The 17823-nt window shown below is 55.3% G+C and carries 17 protein-coding genes, 1 tRNA gene and 1 pseudogene; 10 read left to right on the forward strand and 9 right to left on the reverse strand.

Translation table 11 applies throughout. The features are described 5' to 3' along the window. The first annotated feature begins 43 nt into the window (after positions 1 to 43). Together QP915_RS10665 and QP915_RS11780 are read left to right on the forward strand one after the other, a co-directional pair. A pseudogene (locus QP915_RS10665) lies at positions 44 to 1392 on the forward strand (IS256 family transposase). After that, positions 1329 to 1619 carry a DUF805 domain-containing protein gene (locus tag QP915_RS11780; RefSeq protein ID WP_502869334.1) on the forward strand — a complete coding sequence of 97 codons (291 nt, stop codon included), beginning with the start codon at positions 1329 to 1331 and terminating at the stop codon, positions 1617 to 1619. Before QP915_RS10665 ends, QP915_RS11780 begins: the two are co-directional and overlap by 64 nt. Before the next feature lie 837 nt (positions 1620 to 2456). On the opposite strand, the gene QP915_RS10670 is transcribed toward QP915_RS11780, so the two are convergent. The 4 genes from QP915_RS10670 to QP915_RS10685 all read right to left on the reverse strand — a co-directional run bounded on the left by QP915_RS10670 (position 2457) and on the right by QP915_RS10685 (position 5052). After that, positions 2457 to 2888 (reverse strand): hypothetical protein, encoded by a 432-nt coding sequence (locus tag QP915_RS10670; protein WP_284769306.1) that lies wholly within the window; start codon positions 2886 to 2888, stop codon positions 2457 to 2459. Positions 2889 to 2952: 64 nt separating this feature from the next. Next, positions 2953 to 3195: a hypothetical protein gene (locus QP915_RS10675; RefSeq protein ID WP_284769307.1), complete on the reverse strand. Its 243-nt coding sequence runs from the start codon at positions 3193 to 3195 to the stop codon at positions 2953 to 2955. Positions 3196 to 3649: 454 nt separating this feature from the next. After that, a complete protein-coding gene (locus QP915_RS10680; RefSeq protein WP_284769308.1) occupies positions 3650 to 3901 on the reverse strand; it encodes a Clp protease N-terminal domain-containing protein in 252 nt (83 codons plus the stop codon). 839 nt (positions 3902 to 4740) lie between these two features. Continuing rightward, on the reverse strand, positions 4741 to 5052 hold the full coding sequence (locus QP915_RS10685) for a hypothetical protein (protein WP_284769309.1): 312 nt from the start codon (positions 5050 to 5052) through the stop codon (positions 4741 to 4743). A gap of 366 nt (positions 5053 to 5418) precedes the next feature. Between QP915_RS10685 and QP915_RS10690 the strand changes: the two genes are divergently transcribed. Further along, a complete protein-coding gene (locus tag QP915_RS10690) occupies positions 5419 to 5724 on the forward strand; it encodes a nucleotidyl transferase AbiEii/AbiGii toxin family protein (RefSeq protein ID WP_284769310.1) in 306 nt (101 codons plus the stop codon). Positions 5725 to 5951: 227 nt separating this feature from the next. Here the strand turns inward: QP915_RS10690 and QP915_RS10695 are convergent, their stop codons facing one another. Further along, positions 5952 to 6683 (reverse strand): hypothetical protein, encoded by a 732-nt coding sequence (locus QP915_RS10695; RefSeq protein WP_284769311.1) that lies wholly within the window; start codon positions 6681 to 6683, stop codon positions 5952 to 5954. Positions 6684 to 6818: 135 nt separating this feature from the next. Here QP915_RS10695 and QP915_RS10700 point away from each other — a divergent pair, with 135 nt between their 5' ends. Then, positions 6819 to 7721, forward strand: a complete 903-nt coding sequence (locus QP915_RS10700) for a DUF2262 domain-containing protein (protein WP_284769312.1) — start codon at positions 6819 to 6821, stop codon at positions 7719 to 7721. A 98-nt stretch (positions 7722 to 7819) separates the two neighbouring features. Here the strand turns inward: QP915_RS10700 and QP915_RS10705 are convergent, their stop codons facing one another. The 4 genes from QP915_RS10705 to QP915_RS10720 all read right to left on the reverse strand — a co-directional run bounded on the left by QP915_RS10705 (position 7820) and on the right by QP915_RS10720 (position 10722). Beyond that, complete coding sequence (locus QP915_RS10705; protein ID WP_284769313.1) at positions 7820 to 8218, reverse strand: GtrA family protein; 399 nt, start codon at positions 8216 to 8218, stop codon at positions 7820 to 7822. A gap of 106 nt (positions 8219 to 8324) precedes the next feature. Next, positions 8325 to 8954 carry a DJ-1/PfpI family protein gene (locus QP915_RS10710; protein ID WP_350309429.1) on the reverse strand — a complete coding sequence of 210 codons (630 nt, stop codon included), beginning with the start codon at positions 8952 to 8954 and terminating at the stop codon, positions 8325 to 8327. A gap of 239 nt (positions 8955 to 9193) precedes the next feature. Beyond that, positions 9194 to 10135, reverse strand: coding sequence for a COX15/CtaA family protein (locus QP915_RS10715; RefSeq protein ID WP_284769314.1), 942 nt, complete (start codon positions 10133 to 10135; stop codon positions 9194 to 9196). 499 nt (positions 10136 to 10634) lie between these two features. Next, positions 10635 to 10722, reverse strand: a tRNA-Leu gene (locus tag QP915_RS10720). A 199-nt stretch (positions 10723 to 10921) separates the two neighbouring features. Here QP915_RS10720 and QP915_RS10725 point away from each other — a divergent pair. From QP915_RS10725 to QP915_RS10750, 6 genes are read left to right on the forward strand one after another with little or no spacing between them, the layout of a single operon-like run. Then, positions 10922 to 11755 carry an FHA domain-containing protein gene (locus QP915_RS10725; protein WP_150851627.1) on the forward strand — a complete coding sequence of 278 codons (834 nt, stop codon included), beginning with the start codon at positions 10922 to 10924 and terminating at the stop codon, positions 11753 to 11755. 25 nt (positions 11756 to 11780) lie between these two features. After that, complete coding sequence (locus QP915_RS10730; RefSeq protein WP_005329668.1) at positions 11781 to 12233, forward strand: FHA domain-containing protein FhaB/FipA; 453 nt, start codon at positions 11781 to 11783, stop codon at positions 12231 to 12233. Then, positions 12230 to 13594 carry a PP2C family protein-serine/threonine phosphatase gene (locus tag QP915_RS10735; protein WP_284769315.1) on the forward strand — a complete coding sequence of 455 codons (1365 nt, stop codon included), beginning with the start codon at positions 12230 to 12232 and terminating at the stop codon, positions 13592 to 13594. The genes QP915_RS10730 and QP915_RS10735 overlap by 4 nt, the downstream gene beginning before the upstream one ends. Before the next feature lie 3 nt (positions 13595 to 13597). Continuing rightward, complete coding sequence (locus tag QP915_RS10740; RefSeq protein ID WP_005326264.1) at positions 13598 to 14950, forward strand: FtsW/RodA/SpoVE family cell cycle protein; 1353 nt, start codon at positions 13598 to 13600, stop codon at positions 14948 to 14950. Next, the gene (locus QP915_RS10745; RefSeq protein WP_284769316.1) at positions 14947 to 16377 is read left to right on the forward strand and encodes a penicillin-binding transpeptidase domain-containing protein; all 1431 of its coding nucleotides are present in this window, start codon (positions 14947 to 14949) and stop codon (positions 16375 to 16377) included. The genes QP915_RS10740 and QP915_RS10745 overlap by 4 nt, the downstream gene beginning before the upstream one ends. Next, positions 16377 to 17822 (forward strand): serine/threonine-protein kinase, encoded by a 1446-nt coding sequence (locus QP915_RS10750; protein ID WP_284769317.1) that lies wholly within the window; start codon positions 16377 to 16379, stop codon positions 17820 to 17822. The genes QP915_RS10745 and QP915_RS10750 overlap by 1 nt, the downstream gene beginning before the upstream one ends. The last annotated feature ends 1 nt before the right edge of the window (position 17823 follow it).

Below are 17823 nucleotides of genomic sequence, written 5' to 3' on the forward strand. Positions count from 1 at the left end.
AGTTTGTGTGTGAGGCTCTGATCTAGAAGGAGTTTCACCGATAATGACTACAGTGTCACCGAAGAAAAACCATGACCGACAAGGGTCAACGAGATCAGCGAGAAGCTGATGGAAAACCCTGAAATCGCCAGCTTGATCAGCAAGCTGTCGACTTCTGCTGATGATGCAAGCGAGCTGGTCAAAGGCCTGCTGCAGGCATCGATCAACGCTGGTCTTAAAGCGGAGATGGATGCGCATTTGGGCTATAGCCATTGCGACCGCAAGGCCAAAGCGCAGGTGGAAACCGCACAGAGCAGCAATCACCGTAACAGGGCCTACACCAAGACCGTCAATTCTGGCTACGGCGCGGTTGAAGTGACCGTTGCCAGGGATCGTGCCGGCACGTTTACTCCTCGGATGGTGCCCAAGGGTGCACGTCGGCTCACAGAGCTCGACGACATGATTATCTCGCTGTACGCCGGTGGGATGACCGTGTGCGATATTCAGCACCATCTCGCAACCACCCTTGGTGTGGATATGAGCCCGGATACGATCAGCACCATTACCGATGCGGTCTTGGACGAGGTCATGATCTGGCAAAACCGCCAGCTCGACGATTTTTACCCGGTGCTCTTCCTCGACGCGCTACGCGTCAAGATCCGTGACGGCCACCGCGTGGTCAACAAGGCTTGCTACATGGCGGTTGGTGTCGACATGGACGGCATCAAGCACATCCTGGGATTGTGGATCGCTGACAATGAAGGCACCGCATTCTGGGCATCGGTGTGTGCAGATCTGGCCAACCGCGGTGTCCAAGACGTGTTCATCGTGTGCTGCGACGGGCTCAAAGGCCTGCCGGAAGCTGTGGAGACAACCTGACCGAATTCCATGGTGCAGACCTGTATCGTGCACCTGATTCGGGCTGCGAACCGGTGGGTGTCCTACCAGGACCGCAAAGCAGTCTCCCGCGCACTGCGTGAGGTCTACACAGCCGCTAACGAGGACACCGCACGTGACAGCCTGGATGCTTTCGACGCCAGTGAACTTGGCCGGAAATATCCCCAGTCGGTCAAAGTCTGGCGGGATGCATGGGAGCGGTTCGAGCCGTTTCTGCAGTTCCCACCAGCGGCCAGGCGAGTGCTCTACACCACCAACTCCATCGAATCGCTCAACGCCGAACTGCGTAAAGCTACCCGTAACCGGGGTCAATTCCCAAACGATACTGCCGCACTAAAGACACTGTGGCTGATGATCTGCAACATCGAAGACAAGCGCGCTGCCCAGCGAGCGAAGAAAGCAAAACGCGATATTAAATGCAACGGCTATATTGAAGGAGCGAAAGCCACCGGGTGGAAACAAGCCATCAACCAACTAGCCGTGGCTTACCCCAACCGATTCGCGGACTACTTGTAAACCAAGCCCCGCACACAAAGAAACGGACACTCTCTATTCATTCCTATTTTGCATTGCTATCTAGAAGGGTACAGGATGCAGGATTTCCCGGAAGTTTGGTTCTTTTATTTTTCATCCCCTTAATAGGAACCATCCCGTTGTTAATAATTACGGTCCTTCCGCCAAGTAAGGACCGCTTAGAAGCGGCCGCCTCGGAAAGCTCAGAAAAGGCTGATAGTAGCTACTAATCTTCGCCGTTTCTCCTTTGCACTCTAAAAGCAAGACCAAGCGCTAGGGCTAGCTCAAAGTCACATTTATTCGCGCATTAGAAGAAAATTAAAGTCTCGCAGATTTCGGAATAGTCACTCGTTATGTACCAGTAAAATAGCTATCCTAAGCAAATAACCAGAATGCGATGAATTAGCTACAAATAGTGACTGGAACTCGATTACGATTGTGAGCATGGTGCCCTTTGGGCTCTCAATCGCTGTAGGCGCTTTACTTAGTAGTATGGGTCTGACTTTCGGAAGGTTGTCACACCAAAAGATAAGTCCGTGTGAACGATACTTTTCGCAAGCGAATCTCCCGTTTGCAAACGACGCCCGAATCCTCGTGCGGATTTGCTGATGAACACCCTCGGCAGCTTTTCGAAACTTGAGCGGCCAATAGTCGGAAACGACAGAGAGGAAATTACGTCAGCGAAAAAGGCCGCACGCACAAAGGCCGAAAACCCGCTCTCAGCCAAAACCAAGTGATGGGAGCAAAGCCGCGTATGAGGGCGGGAAATTGAAAGTCTCTACGGCCGACAACTCCGAGGTTCCCCAACCCATCCCTACAGAACTTTGAAAATCAGCTTCAAATAACCAGAACCCGAAGGGTGTAGTCTGAATAAAAACCGTTCTTCCCTTACTCTGGACACACTGATCCTCAGGGGGCTCCACGACCATCATTCGACAGTTTGACCGAAACCCTAGCCTGTAAATTTTCGGGGAATTGTCGTTGGCCTACCTAGACACCTATCTAGTCTCAGCTGACTGTTCCTCTCAATGATTCGAGATGAAGCCTATTAGAACTATCTGTGGAAACTACTTAATTACGATACGACACTCCCCCGGTGTCCCTACACGCCCGTGCGCATTAATTTGGACGTGATCCAAGTCCCCGTTATAAATATTTGCACCAGTCTGCACGCTGGTAGTGGTACTAGATAGCTCAAAGTTATCTTCTTGTAGGACTTTTTCTCCGCTCATGTACTTAATAGTTAAGGCATCACCAGGTTGCCCTTTGTACACAATATGCGGCGTATTTTTTCCTTTATCCATACTCACAATTTGCGGATCGCACTGACCGTTGTCAGAAACGTTTCCGAGTACAGGGGAGTCTGGCGGACGGGATTCAAAATTCTCTAGACCGTTATTGCTTCCGTCTGCTTCTTGAGAAGTACTATCTTGATCGCTACATCCAGCAACTAATAGTGACAAGGCAATAGCGCCAATAGAGATCTTGTTTAGCCGCATGTCTTAATTTTACCAGTCAGACACTACCTGACATTCAACTCCTGTAGGCATAAAGGCAGTGCCTTTAACCCTCCCTTTTCAAAGAAAACAGTGTCTCCAGAAGGGTACATAACCAATCGTTTTCCCGTGGCAGATCCCGGTCGCATCCTTCACTAACCGTAATGCTTTCTTCATAATTAGAGCCCATGGAAGCATTAATCTCAGCAACTGAAACGCCAGCTTCAGCATTCGCCCTTCCCTCCAAGGCGAGGTCACGAACTGGGAGGGGGACACCATCAATGGTTGGTTTATCTACATTCTCAGCCACGCACGAAAGGTTGCAGACTTCCCATTCGGACTCGTTGAGGGGGCACCTGTCTTAGGCACCCATACCTCTACGTAAATCTTGCACTATGACTTAATGCGTCATTTCGACACTGCCTGTTCGAATTTGGTTAGTGACGAACAGCCTGTTTTCAACTTTTCGGGCCTCTCACCCCATTTTAAAACTGGGAATGAAGGCATCAAAGACCACATTCCCGAGCGGCGCATTAGGTAGTAATAGGTGGGATTTTATCGCATGTTAAATTGGCTCACCGTTTACTCTGAAAGCGCCAGAACTCTTTTCCTTATTCTGCGGATCGCAATGGCGCTTATGGGGCACATGTTGTGAGCCAATAAATGGCTTTCGATTTCTCATTCCGGAGATTAGCCTAGCCTTTATCTTCCGTGCAGCATTTGGTGACAAGATTGGCAGCAATTCAGGTTTGCTCGAGAAACGGCTAGTTTCTACGCGGAAGAAAAGAAGTGCGTTTAGTCGGTTGTTTATATCCTTCCTTTTCTAAGTAGGAGGATAGGTTTTTCCGAAACAGGTCAGCATCGTATTCAGCGTCAAGAACTTGATAAGGAATTGAATCCTCATCTTGTAGGAGGGCTAATTGCAAATGCTCGGCGCCTATTTTGTCTACACCAACTTGTTCTGCGATTGAAGCAGCAACCGCGAAGCATTCTTGTGCTCTAGGTGTCAGTTCCATGTTCTAGTCAACTTTCTAATACTGTACAGTTTCGCTCCACGCCCAGTACAGAGCCTCGAAAATGGGGTTTATGTACCTGCATGATCTAAACCGTCGTTCTCCCTCGATGCCTTCGGTCTCGCCTTTTCCTCATCATTGGATTACCCACACTCGCTCTTAAGGGGCGACGGCTGGACATCCATCGACCTTTCTCCATCCGTATCAAACTGCGGCAACTGGTTGAGAAGAAAGCAGGGCAGGTTCTGCAGCAATAGGTGAATTCGGAGATAAAAGAAAATTAGCCAATGAAGCAGTGATCTACTTGTGAACTTTCAAAATGGCCACCTCGGCTAGGTATCGACACTAGGTCACTATACCTCTCAACACTAATGGTAAATGATCCGAGATTCATCGATGAAGCAATAGGTGTTCAACCTGCTCAAGTAGTTTGAGGGAAAGGCAGCACCCCTGAGAACGCTACTTCCTGTGATTGGGCTGATCGAGCACGTGACGTGGTGGATTCTGCTGGACCGATGGGCGGTTTCTCCTCGTCTGTGCTGGCTTTGATTCCTGCTTCTTGCAAAAGGGTGCTCATTTTCAGTGATTGACATTTCATTTGTCGTCGAAAATCGGTCACTTCCTGAGCAGAAGGATGGTTGTTGGTGGCGAGGTCGACGGCGATACTGTCCCTAGTGAAGGTATTTTCTCGTGGGTGTTTTCAATTTCCAGTTTCCCCTCCAATGCCGTAACCGGTGATACCGATTGCTGGAAAGAGATAGTACATGCTCTGGCCTAACGGGATACATTGAGTTTCAAGGATGCGAGACGGACCGATCTCATTAGAAGGGAAGCTTTGGACCTCAACCACGGAAGTTTTCGGTCAAAGCCCCGAATTCGACTTCCCATATATGAAACTCACTCGGCAGGAATGTAGGCTCCTTTTTCTGCCGAGAAACGACATCAGCTTGAGCTGCTTCACGCGTGGTAAACGCAGCTAGTATATCTGGGCTAATTTCCTGGTGGCGCACGGAGGAATGTTGCGCATACCCTTCCCTAAAAACGAGATAAACAAGTCTCGGGAAATGACCCTTGTTTAGTTTCCCTTTCCAGCCTTGAAGGGGAACTTGCTCAGTCCAACAGGTTATATCTGAAGAATCAACATGCTCGCCCATGGCACGCTCCTGCTCCCTAGTTAAAGCTATTCCGACGAATTCCTCGTCATACGTAGCTTCCGTACGCGCAAAGAGCACAAAGATTCTAGCCTGGTTGCTGTTATCTGAAGTTCTACCTATTAAACCTTGCATGCTTCTCTAAACGGTTTAGTGTTAACAGTCGCAGTGTAAGTTTAATCACCGTCTACGATAGTTCCCGTAGTCGTGCCAATAAAGTTCGTATCCACTAAGCCATTGCATTGAAACTCAATGTTTTTCTGTTCGAGTTTGGATTGCCCCCGGTTGTAAGAGCGCGTAGGAACGCCGGACTTTAATCGTGCGTCTCTCCATACCGTCCAATACTGATACTTAAGTTTACTCTCGTGTTTGATAGAAGTTACCGGACGACTACACCTAGTCACCGGCTTAAAACCGGTTTCTCCCTCCGAGTTTTCCCGTCCATTCCTATCTGTAGCCAGTCAGCTCGCCGACAAGGTGTGCGCGATGTACGAACGCCACGGCGCGACCCCTCCGGGGCGGGCGTCGACGCGCTACCACGATCTCTACGACATCGCCCTGATTGCCTCTGAGTTGCCCGTTTCGGCGGTGGGCCTGAGCTCCGCCCTGAACACCCAGTGCAGGGTGCGGTCGATGACCCTGCCGCAGCGCATCACCGTGCCCGATAAGAAGTGAGAAAGCGAGTACCCGTCGAAGGCGCGGGCTTTACCGGGGTGCGCAACAACCTGAGGGATGTCGGTGAGGCGTTGCGTATCGCCGGTCTCCTTTTGGACCCCATCCTGGGCGGGGATCCTGCCACCGCGGCTGGGGTGTGGGACCCTGTCAGCCTTGCCTGACGGTAGGCGACGTCTCCTGCCCGCCACCGGTGCCCGGGGAGCGGGGCGGGCATGACCCGCGGTTTGTTATCGCTGGCGGATTTTCTCGGCCTGCGCCTGGACCATGCGGGTGAAATCTTCGGGTGCGACTTCGGAGGAGCCGGAGACGGTGTAGGTGGCCCCGTCGATCTCGACGTAGGCGATGCGGCTGACGGAGCCGTTGTCACCGGAAAGGGAGGAGGACTGCGTCAGGGTCACCTCGGCGGCGGTGACGGAGTCGGCGCCGTCGACGCGCAGCTCCATGGGTGCCGCAGTATAGGACGTGGATCCGCCAGCGTGGGTCCTAGTGATCGACTCGCATACCGACACGTCCCGGGGGTGGTTCAACAGCTGCGGGTCGGATGAGACGGCGACGCTGAGTGTCGCGTCAGTGGACTCGTTGGTGAAGTCGCGGGCCGCGATGGCGTCGGGGTTCTGAACGATTTTGGAGATGTAGGTCACGCCGGTGGGGATTAAGGCGGCGCATTCGGCCGGGTCGGCGGTGACTTCCTGGGCCATAGAGACCATGTCCTGGTTGATGCCGGGGCTTTCGGCTTCCTGGTCCTGGATCATCCGGTTGATGCTGTCCATGGTGTAGCCCTGCGGGGCGGCGGTGTCGTCGACGACGGTGGTGTGGGGGTCGACGGGGCCCTTGTCGACTGTCGGGGAGGCAGAGACCCCGGTGGCGGGGCTGTCCCCGGTGTCCTGGTTGGTAGAGCAGGCGCCGACGGTGGTGCAGGCGGCGGCGAGGGCGAGGGCGGGCACTATGTGTCGGTTCATACACACACGGTAACAAACACCCCGGTCATGCCCCCTGGCTGGCTGTGGATCGGAGGTGCGCGGGGCGAACATGTGTCGGGTCCCGCCGCCATGAATTCCGGTGCGGGGGCACGTAGGGTGAGTTACCATTGCCGCATGCTGTCGCTTTACGAGGAATTTCCCGACGACCCTGTTACGCAAAGGAGCGCTAAGGAAGAGGAAGTCGAATTCCACTTCATCGTCTCCTCGGTGCCGGAAAAGAGAGTCGTGGGTGACGACTACGCCAAAGACAAGCTCAAACTCCAACTTATGCTTATGCCTGGTGTGGCTCTCCGGCTACTTCCCGACGGGGAAGTAACCACCGGGAGGATCCATGTGCGTTACCCGCACCTGTTTCACACCCGGCAGGGAAAGACGCTCTGGGATCCGCGGGAAATCGCCGATCTGGAGCCGTTCAAGGTGTATCGCGCGCGGGGTAGCTACTTCTTTTCCGATATCAGGAAGGAACCCTACGTCACCATTTGGGAAATGCTTGACCCGCTGCCCGACCCAGAGATGGAAGAACTCTCGGCCAAGACCGCCGAACCGGTGATCCTGGAGGCCAATATCGGACAACTGGTCCTTGACCGGACGTTCCCGACTTTCGAGGGAAAAGCGGACGACCTCGGCGTCAAGGTCAGTATGTGGTACGAGGGTCCGGAACTGCTCCTCGCGGGCCAGGGGAACATGGCGAAGAAGTTCAAGTCGGCGCTGAACTTCATCAACAACGTCCTCTCCCAGGAGTACCTCGATAACGCGCGCATGCTGGGGGCCGAAAAAGCGCTTCCGGCCGCGAACCGGTGCCGCCACGAAGTGGCCGAGGCGGAAGGGAGGCCGACACCCGCCCCGAAACTCGGAGTGGAGGACGTCTACGCCAAGCTGACTCCGACTGTGGTGAGCATTCCCCACAGGGGAAACGTTGGTGTCGAGTTCGACGACGGGTACATGTTCGGAGGGCACCCCGTGACGGTCAAGACGAAGAGGGACGGAACTCCCACCTCAATCGAGATGGACGTCTAACCCGACAGTCCTTCTCCCACCTTGCCCTGCCGGGCAGGATGAGGGGTGCTTGCCGGGTTGTCGCTTACTCGGCAGGGGCTTGGCGGAGCGGAATGCGCTCACCGTGAGGTGTTTTCGCTGGTGAACACCCACTTGCTCTGCAGGATGAAGTTGAGAGTGGTGGCTGTTGCCTGCGAAATCACCCACGAGAGGAAAACCGTGTGCTCGAAATCCGCCAGCGGGATACGGGCAAGCTTGTTGACCAGCACCGCCATGATCAAACACGCGGTGTAGACGATGAAGGCCCTCAGCTTCTCGGTGGTGGACCAGTTGCCGGAGAAAGTGACAAAGCTATTGACGTAGTAGGCGAACAGGCTGCCCAGGATGTAACTGATTGCCCGGCCGATCAGGGCGTTTTCCCCGGAGGTTTCGAGGAAGTGCATGGTGCCGAAGTCGATGGCGGCACCGATGGCTCCCACGATGCAGAACAACACCACTGCCCGGGCGTTTTCGTGCACCTGCCCGTCGGCCGTGGTCTATCATGGGCGTCGTCGACTGTCTGGCTTGGGATGAGGTGTGTCTGCGGGGGTCGGGTAGGCCAGCTGGGGCTTTTTATAAGGTGAACTAGATGAGGCCATGAATATGGGCGAAGGGGTCGACAGTGCTGTCTGTTTGTGGCTGATATTCCGCTAGCGTGGTCGCTTCTTCAAAAGCTTCTGCACCGAAGAGGTTCTGGATCAGCGAGGCAGTCATGTCCAAACCCGCCGCAACGCCCGAGGATGTCCATATTTTTCCATCCTCTACCCAGCGGGCTTGAGATTGCCATTCAACATCATCATCCAAGGAAGAAACCCAACCGAATGCCCTCTTGTTGCTCGTTGCTCGGCGCCCTTTAAGGAGACCCGCGGCTGCCAGTAGGGCTGAACCAGTACAGACCGATGCCACTATCTCGGCGCGCTGTCCCGTTTCCTTTAACCAGGACAGGAAGGTGGTGTCTTGAACTAGGGTTCGCGTCCCCGCACCCCCGGGGATCAGGAGAATATCCGGATTCTCGAGGTTTGTGTAAGGCAGATCTGTCAAGACACGTACGCCCTGGGCGCTCTGGACGGGCTCTTTTTTCTTTCCTAAAAAACTTATACGTATGTCCGGAACCTGACTCAAAAGCTCCACCGGCCCAAAGACGTCTAACACCTCGAATCCTTCAAAAAGGATGACGGAAACATGTCGCTCCCCAATCAGCTTTCCCATAGTCATAGATTACGTGGTAGAGGGTGTGTCAGTGTGATACACCCCAACTGAACAGAACCGTTACTGACTCTAGACATTCCCGAACAGCTGGAAGCAATCTCCGGGCAAAAATCGGACACGCGCGCGTTAGCTCAAAAGACCAAAATCCTGCACGCCAAGCAGCAGCGCTTAAGAAAGAGACAGTCTTTAGGTTTTCACAGACGAAGCTAGGGATTGTCGGTTCACCAACCCAACCGGAACCAGCCTTAAGATTCAGTGAGGAAAGTACGGCTCCTTCCCCGCCCCCATAGAAAAGCGGTATATGTAACGACAACCGTAGACATCAAAACATGCAATGGGACAGCCCACTCTGGAACCCCCAAATAAACTTGCAGAACCCCGATCCCCCACTGAATTATGATGAACAAAATAAGAAGTTTAGCGATTCGTTGAATGCCCTTTGGAGTTCCAGACTTATGTAAAAATATTGCTACCACCACTGTAATCAAGAGGTAGACATACATAGCTCCAGCATGGACATAAGTCAACATCAATGTGTCAAAAGCTAAGCGTCCTTCCGCTCCAACCTCAGCATCCCCAGCATGTGGCCCAGACCCAGTCACAAGCGTTCCAGTGACGACGACGATAGCAAGTGCGATTGCTGCGATTAATGCCCCTGCACGCAATGCTGGGGTAATAACGAGAGAAGGTTCGTCCCAGTCTGACTCTTGCACTCTCAAATAGAGCAATGCGGAAATCCATACAAGAATGATGGACACCAAAAAGTGCAAAGCGACAGCTGACCACTGTAACTGCAGGAGAACGGTAATGCCACCAATTATGGCCTGAGCTACAATCCCTAAACCAATAAAAACAGTAAGGAGGATAATCTCCATACGGCGTTTCGCACGTAGCACAACAATGAATAAGGAAAAGCTAAGAACCACTAGGATAAAAGTCAATAGCCTGTTGCCAAACTCAATTGCTTGATGGATTGCCGGCGCAGCGCCCTCAACGGGGACAAGGGAGCCCGCATGACAATTCGGCCAAGTGTTGCAGCCGAGACCGGAGCCAGTAACGCGGACTATAGACCCCGTGACACTAATTCCAATATTAGCTATCAGTGTGATTAAGGCTAAAATTTTTTGCGCCCTGAAGTGCAGATTTAAATCTGTTTCTTCAATAGCTCGTTGAGACATTCCTCTCATAAGGACACTTTAACTGACTTTGAGCTACGAAAAGAACGAATGCTCGGACGAAGCATGCGGAATCTTTTCTATATCACGCGCTTCATACAGCGATCAGACGAAATAGGAACTTATTTACTAGACGCCCATAACGAACAAAAAGGAGTACAGGTTTGATCTAGCAATCACTTCCTAGGCGCAATCCGACCGTAATTGCTTTCCTACAACATCGATCTGACCTCTAGAGGTTGTCAACCAAACAAACCAATCATCAGGCCTCGGATTGACTGCCTAGTCGGTAAGCCAAAAACTCAAAGCTAGGGCGTTAAATCAGGACAAAAAGCAAGATGATTTATTGACACCATCGAAATAAAAATTCGAAAGGCAAGAGCGAGAGCTAGGATGTAAATCCCCACACTTACAATCCTCGACCGCCAAAGTTCAGAAAAAGAAAGAAACCGGAGGTCACGAACCCTTTCGAGTTTGTTACCTCCGGTGTCGCAGTTTGTTCAACTGCTCATGGTGCCCGGGGCGGGACTTGAACCCGCACGTCCTTATCGAACACTGGCACCTGAAGCCAGCGCGTCTGCCAATTCCGCCACCCGGGCAGGGTGTGGTTGCCTTAGCGACTTGATAAAGATACCACGAAGAACGCACTGAACTACAAATCTGCAGGAAAAATAGACTATTTCGGGGAGGCAGCGGCGAAAATTCTGGGAACTTTCGCGTCGCCATCTACGTTTCGAGGGGGTGAACAAACTATACTGATCGCTACTGATCGCTGCATGGTGGAAAGGAGAATGGCTCGTGGCGTTTTTGGAAAAGCTGGCGAAGCTGGACTCTGCCATGCAACGCGGCCTTGATAACGGCATGGCACTTGTCTTCGGCGGCAAGGTCGTTCCCGCGGAAATTGATGAGCTTTTGAAGCAAGAGGCACAAGACAATCTTGCCCGCGGCGACGATGACAATCTTTATAGTCCGAACGTGATGACTGTAGGTGTCTCCTCCAAGGATTTGGAGAACTTGTCCCAGGATCGCAACCTGCCGGCCGATTGTGCAGACCAGTTGACGCGCTTTATTCGCAATAGCGGATGGTCCCTTGCGGGCCCCGTGATCGTGCGGGTGGCGGAGGAATCTGGTTTGCGTACGGGTCAGCTTCGCGTGTCCTCGTTTATTGATCACGAGCCCACGGAAGAGACCGGTTTTGAGGCTATTTTCCACGACTTTGATGGTCAGGAGGACCAGATGACCGAGCAGCACGACAATACTGCCGATGATGCAGTAACTACCGCTTTCATTGCTCCAGATAGTCAACCCGCCCCGCAGCCGCAGGGCCCAGCAGTCAACCTGATGCTGCAGGACGGCTCGTCCCGCGTGTACCACGTCCAGGAAGGCTCCAATATTATCGGCCGCAGCAATGACGCGGACCTGCGCCTGCCGGATACGGGTGTTTCCCGCCAGCACGCGGAGATCACCTGGAACGGCCAAGACGCGGTGCTGGTGGATTTGCAGTCCACCAATGGCACCACGGTGAATGAAACGCCGATTGATAATTGGTTGCTTGCCGATGGCGATGTGATCACCATGGGCCATTCCCACATCGAGGTCCGCATTACGGGTCTTGATTCGCACAGCTACTAAGTTCAGTTAAGGAAGGGAGGTCGCCATGGATGCAGTCATCATGCTGGCGCTTCGCATCGGCTTGTTGGCTCTGCTCTGGATTTTTATCCTGGTGGCCTTGAACGCCATGCGCCGCGATACTAATAAATCTGCCGGTGCTATCCGCCAGCAGTCGAAGAAGGTTGGCGCACCGCGGCGTCGGGAAGCGATTAAGCAGCTGTCCATCGTGGAGGGTCCCCTGCAGGGCTCCCATATGGAGTTGGGCACGTTGGAGGATTGCACGCTGGGCCGCGCCTCGGACTGCGATTTTGTCACGGGCGACGATTATTCTTCTGGCCACCATGCCCGGCTATTCCGCCGCGGCAGCGAATGGGTTGTGGAGGATTTGGAATCTCGCAATGGCACCTTTGTCAATGGCGTGCGCATCGACCAACCCGAGGTAGTCGGCGCGGACTCCGAAATTAAGCTGGGCCGCACCACCGTGAGGTTGAACGCATGACACTGAAGCTGAACTTCTTTGCTAAGTCCGATCGCGGCCTCATTCGCGATAACAACGAGGACTCGGGCTACGCCGGTCCTCACCTTTTGATCTTGGCCGATGGCATGGGTGGCCACGCGGCAGGCGAGGTTGCCTCCGAACTGATGGTCAACCACCTAGAAATCTTGGACCAAGATCCGGGCCAGGAAGACACCAAGGCCCTGCTGGAAGCGGCCGCCGAGCAGGCCAATGAGGCCATCAGTGACCACGTCAAGGCGCATCCAGAGACCGAAGGCATGGGCACCACGCTGTCCACCATGCTCTTCAACGGCACGGATTTCGGCGTCTGCCACGTGGGCGATTCCCGCGGTTACCTGCTGCGCGACGGCAAGCTCAAGCAGATCACCAAGGACGACACCTACGTGCAGTCCTTGGTGGACAAGGGCGAGCTGGACCCGGGCGACGTCTCGTCGCACCCGCAAAAGTCCCTCATCCTGAAGGCCTATACGGGCCGTCCGGTTGAAGCAACGCTGTTTACTCTCGACGCCAAGCCGGGCGACCGCATCTTGCTGTGTTCCGATGGTCTTTCGGACCCCGTAACCGCGTCCACCATCGAAACCGCGCTGGGTCAAGGCAGCATCGAGCAGGCCGGATCCGCCCTGGTGGACCTGGCTATCCGTTCGGGCGGCCCGGATAATGTCACCGTCGTAATCGGTGAAGTAACTGAAGAAAAGCCCAAGGAACATGAGCCGTTCCGCGTGGGCGCGCTCGCCGGCCCGACGGAAGAGCCCACCCACCCGGATTCTTCTGCTTCGCGGGCGGCACAGCTCTCCCGCAAGCCGCAAGTAATTCCACCGGCCGTCATGGCCGAGGGCGAGAACGAGCGCCCCGAGCATGCCGACGACGACACGGAGGACGAAACTTCCGGCCGAAAGATCGGCTGGAAGGTCCTCATTGCCTTGCTCATCGTGCTCGCGCTGGTCATTGGTGCCGGCCTGTGGGCGAAGAACTTCTTGTCCAATAATTACTACGTGGCCACCAACGAGGCGCAGGAAGTCACCATCCAACAGGGTGCTGACTACTCCGTCTTTGGCAAGGAACTACACTCCACGCACCAACACGTGTGCATCAATGACAGCAACTCGCTGCTCTTTTCCGGCCAGCCCTGCGATGGCGACTTCGCACCGCTGAAGGTCACGGACCTGCCGGAATCTGAGCGCAGTGCCGTCGACCATCTCTCCACTGGTGATCTCGGCGAAGTGCAGCAACAGATCAATGATTTGGGCGATAAGGCGCTCAAGCCATGTATCACTGCACCGAGCCAAAAAGATAAAAAGGATGCCAAGAAAAACAAGCCTGGCGTTACCTGCCGGGAGGTGTAGGTTGTGAAAAAGTTTTTTAGCCGAGGAACCGAACTCGGCCTGCTCATCCTATCCGCCATCGTCTTCGCTATCACTTTGGTCAGCCTGGAGCTATCCCAAGACAATGCGCTGACGATGGACCTGGTTTATCTCATCGGCGGATTCATCGGCGTCTTTACCGTTGCTCACCTGGTCATGTGCTTCTTAGCGCCGTATGCCGATCAGATCATGCTGCCCATCGTGGCGATCCTCAACGGCATCGGGCTCATCATGCTGGCCCGCCTAGATTTGGTCAATGAAGGCGGGCTCGCCGTGCGCCAGGTCATGTGGACCATCGTCGGACTCGTGTTATTTGTACTGGTCCTAGCCATTTTAAAGGACCACAGGTCACTGACGCGCTACTCCTATATCTTGGGCGCCGCCGGCCTCATCCTGCTGGCCCTGCCGCTAGTATGGCCACAGCCCCCTGACGTGGAGGCACGCATCTGGCTAAATCTGGGGCCCTTCTCCATTCAACCGGGCGAGTTCTCCAAGATTTTGTTGATCTTGTTCTTCGCCATGCTGCTGACGCAGAAGCGCTCCCTCTTTACCGTGGCAGGCTACCGCGTACTCGGCATCTCCCTGCCGCGCCTGCGTGACCTCGCGCCCATCCTGATCGTGTGGGCCATCGCGATCGTCATCATGGGCATTTCCAATGACTTTGGCCCGGCACTGCTGCTGTTTAGCACCGTCCTCGGCATGCTATTCATGGCCACTGGCCGAGTGAGCTGGCTGCTCATCGGCGTGGTGCTCGTCGGCGTCGGCGGGTTTGGCATTTACCAGATTTCCTCCAAGATCCAGCAGCGCTTTTCCAACTTCCTGGATCCGCTGGGTAACTATGACGTCACGGGTTTCCAGCTCTCCCAATCGCTATTCGGCTTGTCTTCGGGTGGCATCTCTGGCAGCGGCTTGGGCGAGGGGCATCCAGAACTAGTTCCGGTGGCCCACTCGGACTACATCCTTGCTGCAATCGGTGAGGAGTTTGGCCTCATCGGCCTCGCCGCCGTGCTGGTGCTTTTCGGTATGCTGACCACCCGCGGTTTCGGCACCGCGCTGCGCACCCGCGATACCTACGGCAAGCTGGTGGCATCCGGTCTTTCTCTTACCTTGGCCGTGCAGGTCTTCGTGGTCACCGGCGGCATCTCTGCGCTGCTGCCGATGACCGGCCTGACCACGCCATTCATGTCTGCCGGTGGTTCCTCTCTCATGGCTAACTACGTGTTGTTGGCGATTCTGCTGCGGATCTCTAACGCGGCTCGTCGCCCCATGCAGGAGACCTCGGGCAATGCTCCGAGCGATACCTCCATGTTCCCGTCGGTCCAGGAGGCTCACCGATGAATCGATCCATCCGTCTAGTGTCCCTGTTCGCCATCATTTTGACCGCCATTTTGCTGGTCAATATGACGGTAATCCAGGCTTTTTCTGAAGATAAGTATGCCCATAATCCGCGGAACATGCGCGGGTTTATGGAGATGCAAACCACCCCGCGTGGCCAGATCTTTGCGGGCAATACCGTGCTGGCGCAGTCTACGCAAAACCCGGATGAGACCTACTCGCGCTCCTACCCCATTGATTCGCCGGCCTTTGGCAACCTGACCGGTTACCTGTCGAGCCAGTTTGGCGCCTCCGAGTTGGAGTCATCCCAAAATGACATCCTCAATGGCACCGATGACTCCCTGATGAAGCAGAATTGGCTCGATGCACTGGCCGATAAACCGAAGCAGGGCGCCAACGTAGAGGTCACCATCGATCCTGCGCTCCAGCAGGCGGCTTACGATCAGCTCGTGGGCCCTGGCTACGAAGGCTCTGCGGTGGCCATTCAGCCTTCGACCGGCAAGATCCTTGCCATGGCCTCCAACCCTGGCTATAACCCCAATGATCTGATGGGCGATTCCGCCGAGGAGAATTGGGCCAACCTGCAGGAGCAAGAGGGACAGCCGCTGGTCAACCACGCCGGTGCAGAGACCTTGCCTCCTGGCTCCATTTTCAAGATCATTACCACCGCCGCAGGCCTTAACAATGGCTTTGATCCTTCCTCCACCCTGACCGGTTCCAATGTCATTACCTTGCCGGATACGGTGACGGAGCTGACTAACTACGCCAACCAAAAGTGCAATGGTCAGGATGCGGTAACCCTGCAGACCGCCTTCGCGCTGTCGTGCAATACCGCGTTTGTGGAAATGTCGGAGCAGCTCGGTGCTGATGAGCTACGCAAGTACGCCAAGGCCTTTGGCGTGGGCGAGAACTACGACCTCGGCGTGTCTACCTCCGCCGGCACCTTGGGCGATTTGCCGGATGGGGCGGCCACGGCGCAGTCCGCCATTGGCCAGCGCGACGTCACCATGACCGCGCTGCAGGCAGCCGTCATGGCGGGCACCGTGGCCAATAAGGGCACCCGCATGCAGCCCTACCTGGTCAATCGCATTACCGACGCCCAGATGAAAGACGTCCGCACTACCAAGCCGAAGAAGGCAGACCAGGCGGTTAATGAGGAAACTGCGGCGACGCTTACTGACTTGATGTACGCCTCCGAGCGTTCCTCCGCCGGATATGACGGCAATGGCTTTGCCTCCAAGACCGGCACCGCCGAGCACGGCGAGGGACTGGCCCCGCATGTGTGGTACGTTGCCTTCGATCCGGAACGCGATATCGCCGTAGGCGTCGTGGTGAAAAATGGTGGTAACTTGGGTGAGTCCGCGACGGGCGGCAAGGTTTCCGGCCCAATTGGCCGCGCCATCCTGCGCGCATACCAAGGGGAGCAGTAATGAATAGCGCCGAGAATAAGGAACATCTCCAGGCACTGATTGGCAGCGACTACGAGCTGCAGTGGATCATCGGTCACGGCGGAATGTCCACCGTGTGGTTGGCCGATGACACCCGCAATGATCGTGAGGTGGCACTCAAGGTTCTGCGTCCGGAATTTTCCGATAACCAGGAGTTCCTCTCGCGCTTTCGCAACGAGGCGAAATCGGCCGAATCCATTCAGTCCGAGAACGTGGTGGCCACTTATGACTACCGCGAGCTAGAGGATAACGGCCGCAAGTTCTGCTTCATGGCCTTGGAGTATGTGCGCGGCGAATCCCTCGCAGACCTTTTGGCGCGCGAAAATACGCTGCAAGAAGAGCTCGCTCTCGACGTCCTCGAGCAGGCGGCGCATGGCCTATCCATCATTCACCGCATGGAGCTGGTCCACCGCGATATTAAGCCCGGCAACCTCCTCATTACACAAAATGGCCAGGTCAAGATCACGGACTTTGGCATCGCCAAGGCGGCCGCGGCCGTGCCGCTGACCCGCACCGGCATGGTGGTGGGTACCGCGCAATATGTATCGCCCGAGCAAGCACAGGGCAAGGACGTCACGCCGGCTTCCGACGTCTATTCGCTCGGCGTGGTCGGCTATGAAATGCTGGCAGGCAAGCGTCCCTTTACCGGAGATTCCTCCGTGTCCATCGCTTTGGCGCACATCAACCAAGAGCCAGAACCGCTTTCGACGAATATCAGCGCTCCAGCCCGCGAGCTCATTCGCATCGCATTGCGCAAGGACCCCTCTACCCGCTACGCCGATGGCAATGAGTTCACTCTGGCTATTTCCGCAGTCAGACTAGGCAAGCGCCCTCCGCAACCCAAGTCTGCACCGCTAGCACAGCGCGCGCCGGAGCCATCGCCGTCTGCCTCGACGGAGATGTTGGGCAATGTCGCCCAACCCACCACCATCCACCCAGCCGCGGGGACCGCCCCCACAAAAGAGTCCAAGGGCGGCTCCTCTTTCCTGAAGGGATTAGGTATCACCCTGCTCCTCGCAGCCTTGGCCGGTGGGGGCTATGCCGCCTACCAGCACTTTGGCGATAGCGAGGGACAAAGCGAGCCCTCTAGCACCCCGGAGACCTCGGTGGTTACGGAGTACCGCGATCCCACCACCACCCCGCAAGACACCCCGGAGGAAGAGACGGAAGAGGCCCCTGCACCGGTGACGGTGACAGAGACCGAGCCGCAGGAATCCGATCAGGAAGAGGCCCCGCGCACGACTCACCGCGAGACACCCACGCGCCATTCGCCTACCCGCCAGGAGCAGCCCCCGGCCGTGCCGACGCAACAGAATCCGCAGGATACGCACGTTGAAACTACACCTGAGCTGGATACTCCAGTAAACTCGCAGGCTAACGAGCTCCCCGGAGACTTAGCCGATCTAATTACACAGGAGGGTGACTAAG

Source organism: Corynebacterium sp. MSK158, from assembly GCF_030229085.1.
Classification (GTDB): Bacteria; Actinomycetota; Actinomycetes; order Mycobacteriales; family Mycobacteriaceae; genus Corynebacterium.